The organism is Enterobacter cloacae complex sp. HYC080_NIDB (assembly GCF_056673325.1).
Genome location: NZ_CP114212.1, coordinates 3,253,505 through 3,271,060, shown reverse-complemented (window position 1 = coordinate 3,271,060; position 17,556 = coordinate 3,253,505). Strand labels below are relative to the sequence as shown.

Annotated in this window: 19 protein-coding genes; 9 read left to right on the top strand and 10 right to left on the bottom strand. The window is 54.3% G+C overall.

From position 1 onward, the window contains the following. Window positions 1–54: 54 nt before the first annotated feature. Window positions 55–1,254, bottom strand: coding sequence for an S-methyl-5-thioribose kinase (gene mtnK / locus O1723_RS15600; RefSeq protein ID WP_325824751.1), 1,200 nt, complete (start codon window positions 1,252–1,254; stop codon window positions 55–57). Window positions 1,255–1,358: 104 nt separating this feature from the next. Here mtnK and mtnA point away from each other — a divergent pair, with 104 nt between their 5' ends. After that, window positions 1,359–2,375, top strand: a complete 1,017-nt coding sequence (gene mtnA, locus O1723_RS15595; protein WP_023336906.1) for an S-methyl-5-thioribose-1-phosphate isomerase — start codon at window positions 1,359–1,361, stop codon at window positions 2,373–2,375. A 42-nt stretch (window positions 2,376–2,417) separates the two neighbouring features. After that, window positions 2,418–2,888, top strand: a complete 471-nt coding sequence (locus tag O1723_RS15590) for an SRPBCC family protein (RefSeq protein WP_248190744.1) — start codon at window positions 2,418–2,420, stop codon at window positions 2,886–2,888. Between the two features lie 52 nt (window positions 2,889–2,940). Here O1723_RS15590 and O1723_RS15585 read toward each other — a convergent pair whose 3' ends face one another. Genes O1723_RS15585 through O1723_RS15575 form a run of 3 tightly spaced genes read right to left on the bottom strand, consistent with a single transcriptional unit; the run spans window position 2,941 to window position 4,780 of the window. Continuing rightward, window positions 2,941–3,483 carry a 1,2-dihydroxy-3-keto-5-methylthiopentene dioxygenase gene (locus tag O1723_RS15585; protein WP_014882967.1) on the bottom strand — a complete coding sequence of 181 codons (543 nt, stop codon included), beginning with the start codon at window positions 3,481–3,483 and terminating at the stop codon, window positions 2,941–2,943. Continuing rightward, a complete protein-coding gene (gene mtnC, locus O1723_RS15580) occupies window positions 3,480–4,169 on the bottom strand; it encodes an acireductone synthase (protein WP_014882968.1) in 690 nt (229 codons plus the stop codon). Before mtnC ends, O1723_RS15585 begins: the two co-directional genes overlap by 4 nt. Further along, on the bottom strand, window positions 4,166–4,780 hold the full coding sequence (locus O1723_RS15575; RefSeq protein WP_014882969.1) for a methylthioribulose 1-phosphate dehydratase: 615 nt from the start codon (window positions 4,778–4,780) through the stop codon (window positions 4,166–4,168). Before O1723_RS15575 ends, mtnC begins: the two co-directional genes overlap by 4 nt. 121 nt (window positions 4,781–4,901) lie before the next feature. On the opposite strand from O1723_RS15575, the gene O1723_RS15570 reads away from it, so the two are divergent. Next, window positions 4,902–6,062, top strand: coding sequence for a pyridoxal phosphate-dependent aminotransferase (locus O1723_RS15570; protein WP_023336908.1), 1,161 nt, complete (start codon window positions 4,902–4,904; stop codon window positions 6,060–6,062). Here O1723_RS15570 and O1723_RS15565 read toward each other — a convergent pair whose 3' ends face one another. From O1723_RS15565 to citR, 3 genes are all read right to left on the bottom strand, one after another. Beyond that, window positions 6,063–6,689: an IbrB-like domain-containing protein gene (locus tag O1723_RS15565; protein ID WP_014882971.1), complete on the bottom strand. Its 627-nt coding sequence runs from the start codon at window positions 6,687–6,689 to the stop codon at window positions 6,063–6,065. Next, a complete protein-coding gene (locus tag O1723_RS15560; RefSeq protein WP_023332379.1) occupies window positions 6,674–7,897 on the bottom strand; it encodes a phosphoadenosine phosphosulfate reductase in 1,224 nt (407 codons plus the stop codon). The genes O1723_RS15565 and O1723_RS15560 overlap by 16 nt, the downstream gene beginning before the upstream one ends. Window positions 7,898–8,064: 167 nt before the next feature. Beyond that, the gene (gene citR / locus O1723_RS15555; protein WP_023332380.1) at window positions 8,065–8,967 is read right to left on the bottom strand and encodes a DNA-binding transcriptional repressor CitR; all 903 of its coding nucleotides are present in this window, start codon (window positions 8,965–8,967) and stop codon (window positions 8,065–8,067) included. Between the two features lie 616 nt (window positions 8,968–9,583). Here citR and ahpC point away from each other — a divergent pair. The 6 genes from ahpC (at window position 9,584) to O1723_RS15525 (ending at window position 16,254) form a co-directional block, all read left to right on the top strand. Further along, complete coding sequence (ahpC, locus tag O1723_RS15550) at window positions 9,584–10,147, top strand: alkyl hydroperoxide reductase subunit C (RefSeq protein WP_014882974.1); 564 nt, start codon at window positions 9,584–9,586, stop codon at window positions 10,145–10,147. Between the two features lie 185 nt (window positions 10,148–10,332). Further along, the gene (ahpF, locus tag O1723_RS15545) at window positions 10,333–11,898 is read left to right on the top strand and encodes an alkyl hydroperoxide reductase subunit F (protein WP_023336909.1); all 1,566 of its coding nucleotides are present in this window, start codon (window positions 10,333–10,335) and stop codon (window positions 11,896–11,898) included. Window positions 11,899–12,084: 186 nt separating this feature from the next. Further along, window positions 12,085–12,660, top strand: coding sequence for a TorD/DmsD family molecular chaperone (locus O1723_RS15540; protein ID WP_032645219.1), 576 nt, complete (start codon window positions 12,085–12,087; stop codon window positions 12,658–12,660). Beyond that, on the top strand, window positions 12,657–14,933 hold the full coding sequence (locus tag O1723_RS15535) for a molybdopterin-dependent oxidoreductase (RefSeq protein WP_014882977.1): 2,277 nt from the start codon (window positions 12,657–12,659) through the stop codon (window positions 14,931–14,933). The genes O1723_RS15540 and O1723_RS15535 overlap by 4 nt, the downstream gene beginning before the upstream one ends. Continuing rightward, window positions 14,930–15,487 carry a 4Fe-4S dicluster domain-containing protein gene (locus O1723_RS15530; protein ID WP_014882978.1) on the top strand — a complete coding sequence of 186 codons (558 nt, stop codon included), beginning with the start codon at window positions 14,930–14,932 and terminating at the stop codon, window positions 15,485–15,487. The genes O1723_RS15535 and O1723_RS15530 overlap by 4 nt, the downstream gene beginning before the upstream one ends. Next, window positions 15,487–16,254: a dimethyl sulfoxide reductase anchor subunit family protein gene (locus tag O1723_RS15525; RefSeq protein ID WP_014882979.1), complete on the top strand. Its 768-nt coding sequence runs from the start codon at window positions 15,487–15,489 to the stop codon at window positions 16,252–16,254. Before O1723_RS15530 ends, O1723_RS15525 begins: the two co-directional genes overlap by 1 nt. A 39-nt stretch (window positions 16,255–16,293) precedes the next feature. Here the strand turns inward: O1723_RS15525 and uspG are convergent, their stop codons facing one another. The 3 genes from uspG to rnk all read right to left on the bottom strand — a co-directional run bounded on the left by uspG (window position 16,294) and on the right by rnk (window position 17,512). After that, window positions 16,294–16,722, bottom strand: a complete 429-nt coding sequence (uspG, locus tag O1723_RS15520) for a universal stress protein UspG (RefSeq protein ID WP_014882980.1) — start codon at window positions 16,720–16,722, stop codon at window positions 16,294–16,296. 149 nt (window positions 16,723–16,871) lie between these two features. Beyond that, window positions 16,872–16,919, bottom strand: a complete 48-nt coding sequence (locus O1723_RS15515) for a hypothetical protein (protein WP_416241526.1) — start codon at window positions 16,917–16,919, stop codon at window positions 16,872–16,874. A 182-nt stretch (window positions 16,920–17,101) separates the two neighbouring features. Then, window positions 17,102–17,512, bottom strand: a complete 411-nt coding sequence (gene rnk / locus O1723_RS15510) for a nucleoside diphosphate kinase regulator (protein WP_014882981.1) — start codon at window positions 17,510–17,512, stop codon at window positions 17,102–17,104. Window positions 17,513–17,556 lie beyond the last annotated feature (44 nt).

The window sequence follows — 17,556 nt, the reverse complement described above, 5'->3', positions numbered from 1 at the left end:
TTGGTGCCCTCACCCCGCCCTCTCCCACAGGGAGAGGGAGAAAACCAGAAGCACTCAGCTGTACTGCCGCACGCGTGCCACCAGCTCTTCCGCGCTGTCGATGCGCTCGGCAATGACAATCAACGCCTTGCCGAGGGTAATCGCATGGCGCAGGCATTCGTGGCGCATGGCGTCATCCTGAATGGTGTCGATATCCGCGACGTGGGAAAGCCCGACGCTGCGGCGAATCAGTTCGGTGCCGCAGAAACCAATGGCGTCATGCCAGACCTTTTTCAGAAACGCGGAAGCATAGCCCGGCGTGCTGAGCGCGGCGTCTCGCGTTTTTTCGTTTGCTAATGCCTGGAAGCGCTCCGCGAAGGTGTTCCACAGCGCCTGAATGTCGATCAGGCGCTGCTCGCGGGCGGCGGCGGCATCGCGAATACCCAGATGCCCCGGCAGGCCGCAGAAGTTGAGCAGCAGGTTGCCAATGGCAGTGCCGACGTCAAAGCCAATCGGGCCAACGTAGCCGAACTCGGCGTCAATGGCCTTCAGGCTGCCGTCCGCCACAAAAATGGAGCCGCTGTGAATATCCCCGTGCAGCAGCGCTTCAGCGTGTGAGAAAAAGCGATGCTTCAGGGAGGCCACGGCAATTTTCAACTGGGCATCGTCGCGCAGGGCGGCGACGTCATTTTCCAGCTCGACCGGGTAGTTGTTGCGTTCGTGGATCTGGTACGGATCGTTGAAGAACAGATCTTCGGTGATCTCACACATCTCCGGGCTGATGAATTTCGCTACCTGCGCTTTTTTCGCGTGCGGATGCAGGTAGAAATCGCTGGTGTGGAACAGCGTGTATGCGAGGTATTCACCCAGCTGACGCGCGGCCTGTGGATAGTGATTGTTTTTAATCAGCTCGCCGCGCCAGATGCGATGGCTGGAGAGATCCTCCATCACCATCACCGCCAGTTCCGGGTCAAAGTGGTGGATTTTCACGGTGTGCTGCGGGCTGTGCTGGTAATGCTCGACCAGGGTTTGTGCCTCCAGACGGGCGCGGTCCAGCGTCAGCGGCCAGGACTCGCCGACGCAGCGCACGTAGGGCAGCGCCTGTTTGACGATGACGCGGCTTGTGCCCTGGGCATCGAAAATTTTGAAAACCAGATTGAGGTTGCCGTCGCCCACTTCCTGCGCCTCCACCAGCGAGGAAGGATCGTCGAGTCCACCAAACTGCCTGGCATACTCCACGGCGTCCTGAGCGGTAAAGGTACGGTATTGCGACATGGCCTGCTCCTCACGAGTTTGCTAATAAAGACATGTAGACGTCTATACATCTGGATTTCATCCTGACACAATGTGCTACAACAACGCAACAGGGAATTAACGACATGCAGACATTACAGACGACCAGCCTGCGGGTGGCGGATAATCAGCTCTTTATTCTCGACCAGCAGGCGCTTCCGCAGGAGAAACGCTGGCTTGAGGCCTCCACGGTAGAGACGCTGGTCGGGCATATCCATGCTCTGCGCGTGCGCGGTGCGCCGCTGATTGGTCTCTCTGCAAGCCTGCTGCTGGCATTGCTGGCGGAAAGCGGCAAAAGCCGTGATGAACTCGCCGTGGCGCTGGAAACCCTGCGCGCGTCCCGCCCGACGGCGGTGAACCTGATGAACAACCTTGACCGTATGAAGCTGGCGCTCTGGCAGGAAGATTTCGTTTCGGCGCTGGTGTCTGAAGCGCTGCGCCTGATTTCTGAAGACAGGCAGTTGTGCGACGCTATCGCCCGCGCGGGCAGCGCGCTGGTGACGCCCGGTAGCCGCCTGCTGACCCACTGCAACACCGGCGGGCTGGCAACGGCGGGCGTGGGCACGGCGCTGGGCGTGATTGCCCGCGCCTATCAGGAAGGAAATGTCAGCAACGTCTGGGTGGATGAAACCCGTCCGCTGCTGCAGGGGGGCAGGTTGACCGCGTGGGAGCTGGGCGAGCTGGGCGTGCCGTATCGGCTGATTACCGACTCCATGGCGGCAAGCCTGATGGCCAAAGGACAGGTCGACGCCGTGTGGGTAGGGGCCGATCGCATTGCCGCTAACGGCGACGTGGCGAACAAGATCGGCACCTATTCCCTGGCGGTGCTGGCGAAATTCCACGGCATTCCGTTCTACGTGGCCGCGCCGCAAACGACCCTCGATCCGGACTGCCCGAACGGGGACGCGATCCCGATTGAGCAGCGCGCCGCCAGTGAGGTGACGGGCGTTGCGGGAAGTTTTGGGGCGGTGCAGTGGGCGCCGGAAAACGCCCTGGTCTATAACCCAGCGTTTGACGTTACGCCAGCCTCGCTGATTAGCGGCTGGGTGCTGGATACGGGCGTAGTGACGCCGGAAGAGGTGGCAAACGGGAAATTCGCCTGAGTCCGGCTATCCTTTAAGGGGTTCCCTTTAGAGGACGATATCGTGACGCTTGACTCTGATACAGACTTAAAACTGGAGCGCGTGGTGGATGCACCGCACGACCTGCTGTGGCTCTGCTGGACCACGCCCGAGCACATCAAAAACTTCTTTATTCCTGCTCCCCATAAAGTGACCGAATGCGACCTCGACCTGCGCGTGGGCGGTCGGTTCAATACCGTATTTGAGGTGGACGGACAGCGGATGGATAACCGGGGTGTGTTTCTTGAAATCGACCCGGGAAAAAAACTGGTCTTTACCGACGGTTATACGGAAGGCTGGAAACCGGCCGAGAAGCCGTTTATGACGGCGATTTTGCTGCTGGAGGAGGTGGGCGAGGGCAAAACCCGCTATACGGCAATTGCGCGCCACCCGACGAAGGAAATTCGTGAGCATCATGAACAGATGGGCTTCCACGAAGGGTGGGGGATTGTGCTGGATCAGCTGGTGGGGTATGTGAAAGGGCTTAACGCGTAGTGCGCGTTAAGCCCTCACCCCAACCCTCTCCCACATGGAGAGGGAGAAAAGATTATGCCAGACGTGGATACGCATCCGCGATCGCATCACCGGTAAACTGCGCAACCCAGCCTTCCGGGTTATCGAAAATACGGATCGCGGTAAAGTTCGGCTCTGAACCCATATCAAACCAGTGCGGCGTACCCGCGGGTACGGAGATCAGATCGTTTTTCTCGCACAATACCTGATAGACCTCATCGCCAATGTGCAGGCAGAACAATCCCGCGCCTTCCACGAAGAAGCGCACTTCATCTTCGCCGTGAGTATGTTCGCTCAGGAACTTTGCGCGCAGCGCGTCTTTTTGTGGGTTATCGGCCCGCAGGCTGATGACGTCCCAGCTCTGATAACCTTTCTCTGCCACCAGTTTGTCGATCGCATGCTGGTAAGCCTCAATCACCGCCTCCGGGGCGGGATCCTGACCTAAATCGCGGTCCGCGTCCCAGCGTTCAAAACGTACGCCTTTGGCGTTGAGCTGCCGGGCGATCTCGGCGGCGTCGGTGCTGTGCCACTTTGGTTGACTGGCGTCTTTATCAGAATAGACAGTTAATGCGCTCATGAAGGGATCTGCTCCGGGTTTATCTCGTCAAACTGGTGGACCTGATGGTGATGGCTTGCCCCGTCATCATCGCCGCGAATCAGCTGCAGGGTACGAAAGCCTGCCTGTTCAGCCGCGTCCAGCTCCTGATGAATATCTGACAGGAACAGGATCTGCGACGGCGCGATGCCCGTTTGGGCCGCAATGTTCTGGTAAGACGCCACCTCGCGCTTGGCGCCGATGTGGGTATCAAAATAGCCGCTGAACAGATGAGTAATATCACCTTCGTCGCTGTAGCCAAATAACAGTTTCTGTGCGGCGACCGATCCCGAGGAATAAACATAGAGATCAATCCCTTGCGCTTTCCATTTTTCCAGCGCAGGCAGGACGTCCGGGTAGAGGTGGCCGGTAAAGTCGCCATTCACGTAGCCATCGTGCCAGATGATCCCCTGCAGCGCTTTGAGCGCCGTGGATTTACGGTCTTCATCCATAAAGGCAAAGAGGGCGTCAATAAGCTCGCTGACGCTGGCGTGCGGGTTACCGATTTCATCGCGCAGATTGTCCAGAATGGATTTGACCGGCTCGGCGTACTGCTGCGCGGTGACGAACGCCGCCAGCCGCTCACGCGCGTAGGGGAACAAAACATCGTGGACAAAACGGATATCGCTGGTGGTCCCTTCAATATCCGTCACAATTGCGCGAATCATACTCTCTCCAGTTGTCGTAAACGCATTTCGCATTCAAAAAGAAATTCAAGTCCTTCCAGATGGCGGCGGGCCTCGGCCACATCGCGTCCCCAGCAGGTTAAGCCATGACCGCGCAGAAGAAAACCATAATTAAGCGGGCGTTCCTGCGCGTAATGGGCGATTCGCGAGGCGAGGGCGTCGATATCCTGGTCATTATCAAACACCGGGATGGAGACGGTATCCAGATGGGTGGCCTGTCCGGTAAGCGATTTTTGCATCTCAAAGCCGCTGATGTTCAGCTCGGTTTCCCTGACCAGACGTGACAGCACCGTCGCGTTGACGGTGTGAACGTGCAGGACAGCGTTGGCCTCGGGGAACAGGCGATAAATGAGGGTGTGTAGCCCGGTCTCTGCCGACGGCTTGCGGCCTGATGGCGCACGGTTTGTGGCGATCTCGACCTGCAGAAAATCCGCCGTGGTCAGGCTGCCTTTGTCTTTACCGGATTCGCTCAACCAGCAGAGGTGTTCATCCTGTCGCACAGACATGTTGCCACCGGTGGCGGGTGCCCAGCCTTTGGCGCCAATCCAGCGGCAGGCGTCGACAAGTTGTGTGAGTTGCAGGTTGTCTGCCATTGCCTTTTACCTCTCGACCAGGAATATTGATATGGTATAGACGTCTAAGCGTCTTGATTGCCAAATGGTAACATCGTGTTATAGTGGCAGCAACATAAGTATTACATGCAGGCACCGCATAATGAGTAATAACGCATTGATTCCTCAGAGTAAACTTCCTAATCTCGGCACCACCATCTTTACGCAGATGAGCGCACTGGCGCAGCAGCACAACGCCATTAATCTCTCTCAGGGATTCCCGGATTTTGACGGACCGGCCTGGTTGCAGGAACGACTGGCGTACCACGTTGCGCAGGGAGCAAATCAGTATGCGCCGATGACGGGCGTGCAGGCGCTGCGGGAAGCCATTGCGGATAAAACGGCGGAATTGTATGGCCATAAACCGGATGCGAATAGCGACATTACGGTGACGGCAGGGGCGACCGAAGCGCTGTATGCGGCCATCACCGCGCTGGTGCGCGCGGGCGATGAGGTCATCTGTTTTGACCCCAGTTACGACAGCTACGCGCCTGCGGTTGAACTCTCTGGCGGCGTGGTGAAACGCGTGGCGCTGCAGCCGCCGCATTTCCGCCCGGACTGGCGGGCGTTCGCTGCGCTGCTGAGCGATAAAACGCGGCTGGTGATCCTGAATACGCCCCATAACCCGTCTGCGAGCGTGTGGCAGAAAGACGATTTTGCCGCGCTGTGGCAGGCCATTGCCGAGCGTGAAATTTATGTCCTGAGCGACGAGGTGTATGAGCACATCTGTTTTACTAAAGAAGGGCACGCCAGCGTGCTGGCCCATCCGCAGCTTCGTGAACGTGCCGTGGCCGTGTCGTCATTTGGCAAAACGTACCATATGACCGGCTGGAAGGTGGGGTATTGCGTGGCACCTGCCGCCATCAGCGCTGAGTTACGTAAGGTACACCAGTACCTGACGTTTGCGGTGAATACCCCGGCTCAGCTGGCGCTGGCGGACATGCTACGCGATGAACCACAGCATTATCGCGACCTGCCGGATTTTTACCGTGCACGCCGGGATCTGTTTGTGACCGCACTGGCTCAAAGCCGCCTGGAAATTTTGCCTTCCGAAGGGACGTACTTCCTGCTGGCTGACTACAGCGCCATTTCCGATCTGGATGATGTCAGTTTCTGCCAGTGGCTGACAAAAGAAGTCGGCGTGGCCGCTATTCCATTGTCGGTGTTCTGCGCCGATCCTTTTCCGCATAAACTGATTCGTCTCTGCTTTGCGAAGCAGGAATCGACGCTACTGGCTGCGGCAGAGCGTTTGAACACGCTCTGATTATTTCACCGTCCAGGCTTCTGAGTAACGACGGTCTGCAAACAGTTCGAGCAGGCCGTTGATTTGTTTGAGACGCAGCACCTCGTCACCATCCATACCGAGCTCTTCGCTAATTCTTTCATTGCTCCAGCCAAGCTGCGCAAGTTCTCGAACGATTTCAGACATCGCGTTGATTTGATGCCGCCCGCGTGCGCGGTTGTGTCGGATGGTTGAGGCCATGCGGTCATATTTACCGAGTCGTTCCTGACGCAGGCACGTGACAGGCAGGTAACCCTTCAGCTTGCGCTTTAACGCAGCCCGACTTTTGCCAATCTCATGACGATGAAAACCATCCACAATTTCATAATGTTGTGGTTCGTTTTCTGTTACAACAATAGGCTGGGTGAATCCATCAAGTTCCAGCGACTTAATGAGCAACCGTTTTTCCGGTGGGGCCACATTATTGGGGTTGTAATCGTTAGCCGTGATAGCGTCCTGTTTGATCCACAATACGCAGTCGATGGGTTGATCGTTAAACGGGCTATATTTATGCAGTGCCTGGCGAAAGGCATTAATGGCGTTAATTTGGTCCTCTTCAGGAAGTGACTGAAGGTACGTTTCGATTTCGTTGATTATTCTTTGTCGCATAAAATGCCCCACTCCTTGCGTTTTGCCTTCACTCTGTCGCTGTAGCGCTGATAATGTTTGGGTTTGTTTGGGCTGAAAGACAGCGCTCTGCACCAGTAGTCGTTATTAAGTAAAACCTTACAAACGCGGCGCCATGAAGGGATGTCTTTGGCACCGATATCGCCCTCCTGGGTATCGGGAATATCCTCCATGCCCCTCTTCTGGTACCAGTGCAGATATATGGCGATTTTATTGCGGTAATGCTCGGCCGTATTCTGCGGCATGCTGTCGAGAAGCAGCAGGGCATATTCCCGCCAGCAAAGATGGTCCGGCTTGAGTATTTTGCGGTGGCCGTAAAAATGGTTGTCGTGCCCGGCGTAAATTCCGCCGCTGCGCGCGCCGCTGACACGTGCGCACATGGTCGCCCAGCGTTCGGGCTCTACAACATGATAGAGCCATAAGCCCTGACGCTGTTCCGGGCCAAAAGGTTCGCAGATGCGCATATAGCGCGGTGGTACGCCGGCCTGATACATAAGGTCATAAAGTGTGTTATAGCTATTGCCGGTTTTTGCAAACCAGGTCCAGATATCCGCGGTTTTCCAGTCGTAGAGAGGATAGATATACCAGGCATGCCCACCCGGGGCGACGGTCGTCCAGGGTTTATCATCGGCAAAGCGTTGTTTACGCGCTGATGCGATAGCCAGAAAACGGTTGTATGACTCATCGGCGCGTATCCCGACCATGACGGCGGCCGGTCGGTTGAGAGAGAACCAGTCCGAGAAACTGCGCACAAAGGTCTCAAAAGACATTCCCCCCTGGTAAAAGGGGAAAAAGGCGGGATCTGTTATGGCATCGTCAGGCGGTTGCCGTACCCACTCGGTATTGGGTTCCCAGCATTGCCACTCTGGCTGGAATTGCGACAGGGAATTTTGCGTGGTCAGGGGAAGCGCTACCCACCAGAAACGATCGATGACATCGCTGTATAAGGCGCGCATATGTTCGACATGATTAATGGTGTAAGTAAATTGCGCTTCCCAGTCTATAAAGAGAACGTCTATTTTGCGTTTCATTTTACGGGCGCATAATGCCGTCAGATGTAACATGACGGTGGAATCTTTTCCCCCTGAAAAAGAGACACACACCCTGGATAAATTCTCCAGGGTCCATTTTATTCTCTCTTGCGTGGCATCGACTACGTTTTGATTCAATGGAAATTTGTAAAGTGACATATCAATCCATTACTGAGTGATACTGATCAGATGGCGCATGAATAATGGGGATGATACTCTTAGAAAGAAGATAATTATAGGTAAAAATTAATCATATAATTACGCTAAATACATTTCCCTTGTGAATGCATTAAAAGTAACTGACTGCTGAAAACAGTCAGTTATAATTATTGTGGTAAGTTTAAGTCATCAATAAAATTGGAGAAGGAAGCATTATTCAGTGCTGAGCGATTGTACATCATATAAACCGGGACTGTCGGGAAGGTAATGTCAGTCTCAATCTTACGGAGATTTAATGCCGGACCATACTGCTCATAGGCTGGCGTAGGGGCTAATCCAATCAGATCGGAATTGCCTATCATCGACAGCAGTGAGATAAAGGAGTCGCTGCGGAACAGGATATTTCGTTCGGGAAGCAGTTGCTCAGTATGCTCCTGAAAATTCTTCACGCTCAACTCATCACTCAGGTAGGCCGTAAATTTTTCCTGAAGAATTTCGTCACGCGTCGCCTGTAAACCCAGGCGGGGGTGATCCTGACGGCAAACCAGCGTAAAAGACATCTGCTGGAACAAGCAGCAGGCCGTTGAACGGCTATTCAGCGGGGCAAACGAGAAGACAAGGTCAGCCTTCCGGTAAGCCAGCAGGTCTTCTGCTGAGTCCGGGGCAAGGAAGACATCATGCAGCTCAACCTGATAGTTATATTTCTCGATCAGGATTTTCATCGGATCCAGCATGATTTTAGGCGTCATAAACTGCGGACCGTAAATGACAAAGCTCTTCTTCAACCCGTTGCTGTGCATCATATTGATGGTTTGCTCAAGCTGATTAAGGTTTTGTTCAAGATGATGATGAAGGTTGACGCCAACCGTAGTGGGGGTGATGCCCTTACCTGAACGGATAAACAAGGGATCGTTGAGTTGTCCGCGCAGACGTTGCAGTGACTGACTCACTGCTGAGGGGGTAATATAGAGCGTCTCAGCCGCTTTACTGATACTCAAATGTTGATAGATACATTCAAAAATGACTAGCAGGTTGAGATCAAATTTTTTAAGATCGTAGAGATTTGCCATGTGTCGTCCTGAGGATGCCGTGTTTGCATGGGTTATCATATCACTGATAACTATAGTTTGAAGTTAACCATTTACAATCCTTTCGGTTAACTCTCTTAATTTTAAATTAAACGCGCCTTAATATATCACGACGTCAGATTATTAAAATAGTACTTCAAAGATGATTAAGATAATTTTATCTCACTAAGAGGCACTTTAATTGACAATTGTCATTTATATATTGAGTTATTTTTATAATAAAAATTAATTTATAACGCCCCGTCATTATGTTCGAAACTGCCTATCACAGCCATAGGCAGGAATGCCTCTCCCGTGGATTGCTCAAGCCTGGCACGGATGGTGTAATTAAACGGCTGTTACCACCTTGATGTTAAGGGCGTAGAGCGCAACGCAACGCCAGCTTAAGCTGGCACTGAATGTACCTGCGGGGAATTCAGGTAAAAGGGCCGCCCGTAGAGGCGGCCTTTTTACTTTTGGCGTTTCCTTTAAAAGGTTCACCTTACTGTCTTGTTGATGTTGTTAGGTATGGCTGATTGATTTGATAAAGCAAACGCATTAGCCCCGATGAGCAAAGTTAGTTACCTTACATCTCAACGAAAACACGGAGGAAGTACAGATGTCTTTGATTAATACCAAAATTAAACCTTTCAAAAACCAGGCGTTCAAAAACGGTGAGTTCATTGAAGTCACTGAGAAAGATACTGAAGGTCGCTGGAGCGTGTTCTTCTTCTATCCGGCTGACTTTACCTTCGTTTGCCCGACCGAACTGGGTGACGTGGCTGACCACTATGAAGAACTGCAGAAGCTGGGCGTAGACGTTTACTCTGTCTCTACCGATACCCACTTCACCCACAAAGCGTGGCACAGCAGCTCTGAAACCATCGCGAAAATTAAATACGCGATGATCGGCGACCCGACTGGCGCCCTGACCCGTAACTTCGACAATATGCGTGAAGATGAAGGTCTGGCCGACCGCGCGACCTTCGTTGTTGACCCGCAGGGCATTATCCAGGCTATCGAAGTTACCGCTGAAGGTATCGGCCGTGATGCGTCTGACCTGCTGCGTAAAGTGAAAGCCGCTCAGTACGTGGCTTCCCACCCAGGCGAAGTGTGCCCGGCGAAATGGAAAGAAGGCGAAGCGACGCTGGCTCCATCTTTAGACCTGGTCGGCAAGATCTAAGTCTGCAAAGCCTGGCGGCGCCGCGTTTGCACAGGCCTACAGTATCGTAGGGCGGGTAAACGAAGTGCCACCCGGCAATCCATGGGCGCGCCCGCGCCCATTTCATTAGCACCATGATGCAAGTTGCATTCAGGCCGCCCCTATAAGGCAGCTTGCATGATGACGTCTTAAGAGAGGGAAGAACAATGCTCGACACGAATATGAAAACCCAGCTCAAGGCCTACCTTGAGAAACTGACCAAACCTGTTGAGCTGATTGCCACGCTGGATGACAGCGCGAAATCGGCAGAGATTAAGGAACTGCTGGCAGAGATCGCTGAACTGTCACCGAAAGTGACCTTCAAAGAAGACAATACGCTTGCTGTCCGTAAGCCTTCTTTCCTGATCGCCAACCCGGGCTCTGATCAGGGGCCGCGCTTTGCCGGCTCTCCGCTGGGGCATGAATTTACCTCACTGGTGCTGGCGCTGCTGTGGACCGGTGGGCATCCGTCTAAAGAAGCGCAGGCTCTGCTGGAGCAGATCCGCGACATCGACGGTGATTTCGAGTTTGAAACCTATTACTCACTCTCCTGTCACAACTGCCCGGACGTGGTGCAGGCGCTGAATCTGATGTCGGTGCTGAACCCGCGCATTAAACACACGGCGATTGACGGCGGTACGTTCCAGAATGAGATCACCGAGCGTAACGTAATGGGCGTGCCGGCGGTCTATCTGAATGGTCAGGAGTTTGGTCAGGGCCGCATGACGCTGACGGAAATTGTTGCCAAAGTGGATACTGGCGCAGAAAAACGCGCAGCAGAAGCGCTGAACAAACGTGATGCCTACGATGTGCTGATCGTCGGTTCCGGCCCGGCGGGCGCGGCAGCGGCGGTTTACTCCGCGCGTAAAGGGATCCGTACCGGTCTGATGGGCGAACGCTTTGGTGGTCAGGTACTGGATACCGTGGACATCGAAAACTACATTTCCGTGCCGAAAACCGAAGGCCAGAAACTGGCTGGCGCACTTAAAGCGCACGTCAGCGACTATGACGTGGATGTCATCGACAGCCAGAGCGCCAGCAAGCTGGTTCCTGCTGCGGTCGAAGGCGGTTTACACCAGATTGAAACGGCATCCGGCGCGGTGCTGAAAGCGCGTAGCATTATCATTGCCACCGGCGCGAAATGGCGCAACATGAACGTTCCGGGTGAAGATCAGTACCGCACCAAAGGTGTGACCTACTGCCCGCACTGTGACGGTCCGCTGTTTAAAGGTAAACGCGTAGCGGTGATCGGCGGCGGTAACTCCGGCGTGGAAGCGGCTATCGACCTGGCGGGGATTGTGGAACATGTGACCCTGCTGGAGTTCGCGCCAGAGATGAAGGCCGACCAGGTTCTGCAGGATAAAGTTCGCAGCCTGAAAAACGTCGACATCATCCTGAACGCGCAGACCACGGAAGTGAAGGGCGACGGCAGCAAAGTGACCGGTCTGGAATACCGTGACCGCATCAGCGGCGACGTACACAGCGTTCAGCTTTCGGGGATTTTCGTGCAGATTGGCCTGCTGCCAAACACCACCTGGCTGGAAGGCGCGATTGAGCGCAACCGTATGGGCGAGATCATCATTGATGCGAAATGTGAAACCAGCGTAAAAGGCGTCTTCGCCGCAGGTGACTGTACGACCGTGCCGTACAAACAGATCATCATTGCCACGGGCGAAGGTGCGAAAGCGTCCCTGAGTTCGTTTGACTATCTGATTCGCACCAAAACCGCATAAAAAAAAGTAAGACGATACCTGCAGTAGCCACCTCATCATGGGGTGGCTTTTTTATTGGTTTTTTTTATTCTCAATTATTGTCGTGATTGAACGCTTCATGCGTTAACTACCTGCTTCGATCAAAGAAATTAATAAGCCTGCTGATAATATCTCGTCGTTTTCTGTTGATAAATATTTATATTTAACATGAATGATAAAGATATATTCACACCTTCAATATATGAGGCGTTAACACCCTTTGAAATAAAGGGGTTGATGTTTCGTGATTTCTTCAACGCGGCGGATATGACCTCGCGATGCGCCTCGTTACGCTATTTTTTCCCTGAGAGTGAGTCCTGGCCGCAGGATGAGGCGTTAAACGTCGAGTATGACTTTAATGCGCTGTTTGTCGGCCCGGCGACGCTGCTGGCGCCACCTTATGCCTCGGTTTATCTGGACGACGAACCTCTGCTAATGGGGGCGACGACGCTGAGCGTGCGCGAATTCCTGCAGAGCATTGGGCTCTCCGTCACCGCGGAAAATAGCGTCCCCGACGACCATATCAGCTATGAAATTGAACTGGCCGTGATGCTATTAGTGCATGCCAGACATTCACCGCAATATCATGAAGCACTTACCCGTTTTGTCCGCGCGCATCTCGAATTATGGCTCCCGGGATTTATCGCAAAAATAAAGGATTGTGCGAAAACAGCCGTAATTAAATGCCTCGCCGTGCTACTGACTAATTGGTTTGATGAATTAAAAACGAGAGTAATATTATGACTATTGATAAAGGGCAGCTTAACCGGCGCTCCTTTTTAAAAGGACTGATTGCGCTAGGTACCGTCGCCGCATTACCCGGCGGATTATTATCCTCCCGATGTGCCATGGCACAACCGCCCATTCCGTTTAACCCGAAAACCTACAAAATCTTCCGTAACGCCTGTCCGCGTAACTGCTATGACACCTGCAGCTTAAAAACGTGGGTGAAAGATGACGTGATTACCTTCGTCGAGGGGGCAAGCGAATCCACCTTTACCCACGGTGCGCCGTGCGTGAAAGGGCTGACCTACCCACGCCGGGTCTACTCGCCGGACCGTATAAAATACCCGATGATTCAGGACGGACGCGGCAGCGGCAAATGGCGACGCATCTCCTGGGATGAGGCCATGCAGCGGATCGCCAGCAAGATGCTGGAGATCAAAAAGAAAGATGGCTCCCTGCTTGGCCTGGCGCTGACCAAATATTCCGGCAACCTGGGGGTGATGAGCTATGCCGTGGAGGGGATGATGTCCTCGCTCGGCTACACCACGCGTTTTGCCGGTACGCCGTGCTGGCCTGCGGGCATTGACGCACAGCACTACGACATGGGCGACATGTGGTGTAACGACCCGGAAGATCTGGTTAAAGCCAAATACATTATCCTCTGGGGGGCGAACCCGGCCTGGTGCTCCATGCACACCATGAAGTACATCTATCAGGCCCGCGAGAAAGGGGCGAAAGTGGTGGTTATCGATCCGCTGTTCTCGCAAACTGCCGCGAAAGCCGACCTCTATCTGCGCGTGCGTTCAGGTTCGGACGGTGCACTGGCGCTGGGTATGGCGCGCCATCTGGTGGACACCGGCCGCGTGGACCAGGAGTTCGTCAATCATTTCGCGCACGGGTATCCGGAGTTTGAGCAGTACTTGCTCAACAACATCACGGTAGAGTGGGCATCGGAAATTTGTGGTCTGGCGCCGGATGTGATTCGCCAGCTTGCCGAGGAGTTCACGGCGGTTAAGCCCTCCACCGTCTGGATTGGCTACGGTATGCAGCGCCACGTGAACGGCGGTGCGAACGTGCGTGCGATTGATGCCTTTGTCGCCATGACCGGCAATATCGGCGTAGAAGGCGGTGGCGCTCGCTACGGCCATCTGCAGACCTGGGGCTATAACTACCACGCAATGACGCAGACACCCCCGGTGGGTTCTGTAGGGATGGAAGGGGCATCAGGCCCGGTGGGCGAGTTTGTCAGCGATAGCGGCGAAAAGCGCAAGTACTCTGACCGCGCGCTCAACCTGAACCAGACTGCGCAAAGCATTCTGGACGCCAACGATCCCCCTATCCGCATGCTGTGGGTGGCCTGTAAGAACCCGTTTGCCCAGGACTTCGACCGCAACAAGATGAAAAAAGCGTTCGACAAGCTGGAAATGGTGGTGTGCGTGGATCAGTTCTTTAACGAGACGGTTCAGCACGCGGATATCGTTCTGCCTGTCACCACCACCTTCGAGCACTGGAGCGCCTCTTCGTCTTACTGGCACTACTGGCTGACGGTAAACGAACCTGCCATCAAGCCGATGTACGAATGCAAGAGCGACCTGGATATTGCCGTGTTGCTCTCCCGTACCATCAACAAAATGGAACCGGGCTCTTGCACCTTCCCACAGGATGTTGACCAGAAAAAATGGCTGGATCTGGAATTCAACGACGGGCTGGCGAAGCAGTTTGGCATCAGCTCCTGGGACGATCTGCTGAAGGGGCCGGTGAAGGCCAAAATGCCGAGCAGCGCAGCCTGGCACGATCGGAAGTTCAAAACGCCGTCAGGCAAGTATGAGTTTTTATCCGCGCGCTGCGAAGAGAACGGCCATAAAGCGCTGCCGGAATATCTGCCAGCCGCAGAAGGTAAACTGCCGTTCCAGCTCTTTACACCGCACCTGCAGTACGGCCTGCATTCGCAGTTCGTTAACCTTGACTGGATGCAGGTCTTCTGGCCGGAGCCCTTTGTCTATATCCACCCGGTTGCTGCGAAGAAAAAGGGGATCCGTGACCTGGCGACAGTGCGGGTATTCAACGAGATCGGCGAGGTTCAACTGCGTGCCAAAGTGACCACCAATGTACCGGAAGATTTCCTGGTCATGTACGAATCCTGGTTCAACAAGCTCAGCTATAACGTGCAGAACGTGGTGAAAGATACCCCGGCCGATATGGGCAAAATGGCCACCGGTGCACCGGGCGCGGCTATTCACGATCAGTTTGTCGATATTGTCCTCATTGCCAATGAAGGAGTGGACGCATGAGACGCGCATTTTTAGTGAACAGTGATAAATGTATTGGCTGCCGCGGATGCGCCATGGCCTGTAAGAGCTTCAACCAGCTCGAACCCGAACGTTTCTGGCGCTATGTCTACCCGCTGGATAAAGAAATTTACCCGCATGAGGAGCGTGCGTTCTTTTCGCTGGCCTGTAACCACTGTGAAAACCCCGCTTGTCTGGCGGCGTGCCCGGTGGAAGCCTACACCAAACGTGATGATGGCGTGGTGGTGCATAACCCTGAGCGCTGCATCGGCTGTAAAAACTGTATCCGCAATTGTCCGTATGGCGCTCCGCGCTTCAATGAGGAAACGCAGAAGGCCGAGAAGTGCAGCATGTGCTATGAGCGTCTGGATATCGGCTTGAATCCTGCCTGCGTTAACGCCTGTCCGGTTGGGGCGCTGACCCTGATCGATCTGGATGCCGATCCGCTGCCAAATAATGCCGTGCAGTATCCGCCGGGCTTCCCAAAAATGCCGCAGCTTAATCCGGGTACGCGCTTCATTCTGGCACGCCAGCCGAAACAGCCGGGGGACAAATAATGGAAAAGTACGAACTGCCGTTGGTGATTTTTACCGTGCTGAGCCAGATGTCCGTTGGGATGACGCTCCTGTTGAGCTGGCGCACGCTGCGTGGCGAAGTGCAGGGCAACCGTCTTCACTGGCTGATCACGGGGCTGATCCTGGGGGTTGCCTCCATCGCCGCGGTATTGCATCTGGCGCACCCGGAACACGCTTATAATGCGTTAATCAACCTGAAACATGCCTGGCTGAGCCGTGAGATTCTCGGCGCGACGCTGTATGGCGGCACAATTGGCCTGGCTTTCCTTACGAAAGGCAACAAAGGCGCAGCGCTGCTGGCGTCCCTGTTCGGGATACTGCTGGTGGTGGTGCAGGGGATGACCTACGCCGCGCCGGCGATGCAGGCCATTGCCAACGGCATCACCATGATGCTGTTCTTTGCCACCGTCTGGGTGCTGGGCTGTGCAGCTACACCGCTGCTCGGGATGAAAGCGTCAGCTGTCGCACTGCGTCAGGGCATTATCGCCCTGATGGCGCTGCTGATTGCCGCACCGGTACTCTGGCTCAGCGGCGGTACCATCATGAAAATGACCGCTCACGCCTGGTTAAGCTCGCCGCTCTATCTGGGCTGCCTGCTGTGCTGCGTCGTGGGGTTCACGTTGTCGCTAAGGCGCCATCCGATGCAGAAAGCCGTATTTGTTATCCTGCTGGTGGGCGTGGTGCTCAGCCGCCTGACCTTCTTCGGTGATACCGTCAGTACCATCGTCAATATTGGTCATCTGTACTGATAAACAAAACCCCGCGCAAGCGGGGTTTTTTATGGGCAGTTAACGGACCACCATCACCGGAATGTGGGTATGGCGGATCACGCTGGAGGCGTTTGACCCCAGCAGGTGAGTGGTGATGGAAGGATTGCGTGAACCGATCACCACCACGTCTGCATTCAGCTCCGCGGCCAGTTCATTGACGGCATCGCGTACGCTACCGAACCGGACGTGGGTTTTGATGCGCGACGGGTCGATGCTGAAATGCCCGACCATGGTTTGCAGGCGCGTCTCGGCTTCATGCTGTAAGTGCTCTTCGAAGCGACGCACATCGGCGGCAAAGCGGTGCAGACTCAGGCTGGCGGAGCCCGGCAAGACATGTAAAAGGTGAATAATACCGTCCTGCTGTGCGAGAAATTCCGCGTGACGCACTGCTTTGTCACTCAGTTCCATTTCAAAAACATCAACCGGCATAATGATTCTCTGATACATACCCGTTTCTCCTTGTTTATAAACGCTGAAATCATTCAACCACAAAATAGTTATGGATTCTGTAATCACTCCGTCAATTTTGATGACGATCGTGATGCCGCGAAAAAAATCATTGCGCAGCGTGCGGGGCAGAGCGGTGACGTGAGCGTTCACCAGTGGCGTTCAAGGTAAAGCACAGCCGAGACGATGATGGCCACAAAAAGTAAAAAAAATGAATGTGATAACCACTATCTCACCCATGACCGTCCCCACGGCACCAAAACAGATTAAGCGTGTATTAAGGGGAATAAGGGTGATATAGGAAAATCAGGTGAATTTGCGGAAAGAGGATGCGGGTGCATCCTCTGTGCAAAGCGAGTGGGCGCTTGTTCAGAAGGGATTAACGCAGGTAATCGCCCGCAGCTTCTGGCTGGTAGAGCAGTTCCAGCACTTCCAGATGAGTGGAGGCCCCGCCCGGTAAATCCCAGTGGATGGTATCTCCTGTGCGCAGTCCCAGCAGTGCGGCGCCGACAGGGGCAAGAACCGAAAGCTGCGCGCTGCTGTCAGTCATCTGAGCCGGGTAAACCAGCGTGCGGGTCAGCTCTTCACCGGTGGTCAGGTTGCGGAATTTTACCCGGCTGTTCATGGTGACCACGTCATGCGGCATTGACTCAGGTGTGCACATCTGCGCGCGGTCGAGTTCCTCATTCAGGGCATCGGCCACCGGAAGTGAGGCGAATTCGGCTTTTTCCAGCAATCGGTCGATACGTTCTGCGTCGAGTTCATTGATGATAATGGTGGGTCTGGACATTTTTTACTCCATGTCGTTAATGCTGCGTCTAACGCAGAAACCAA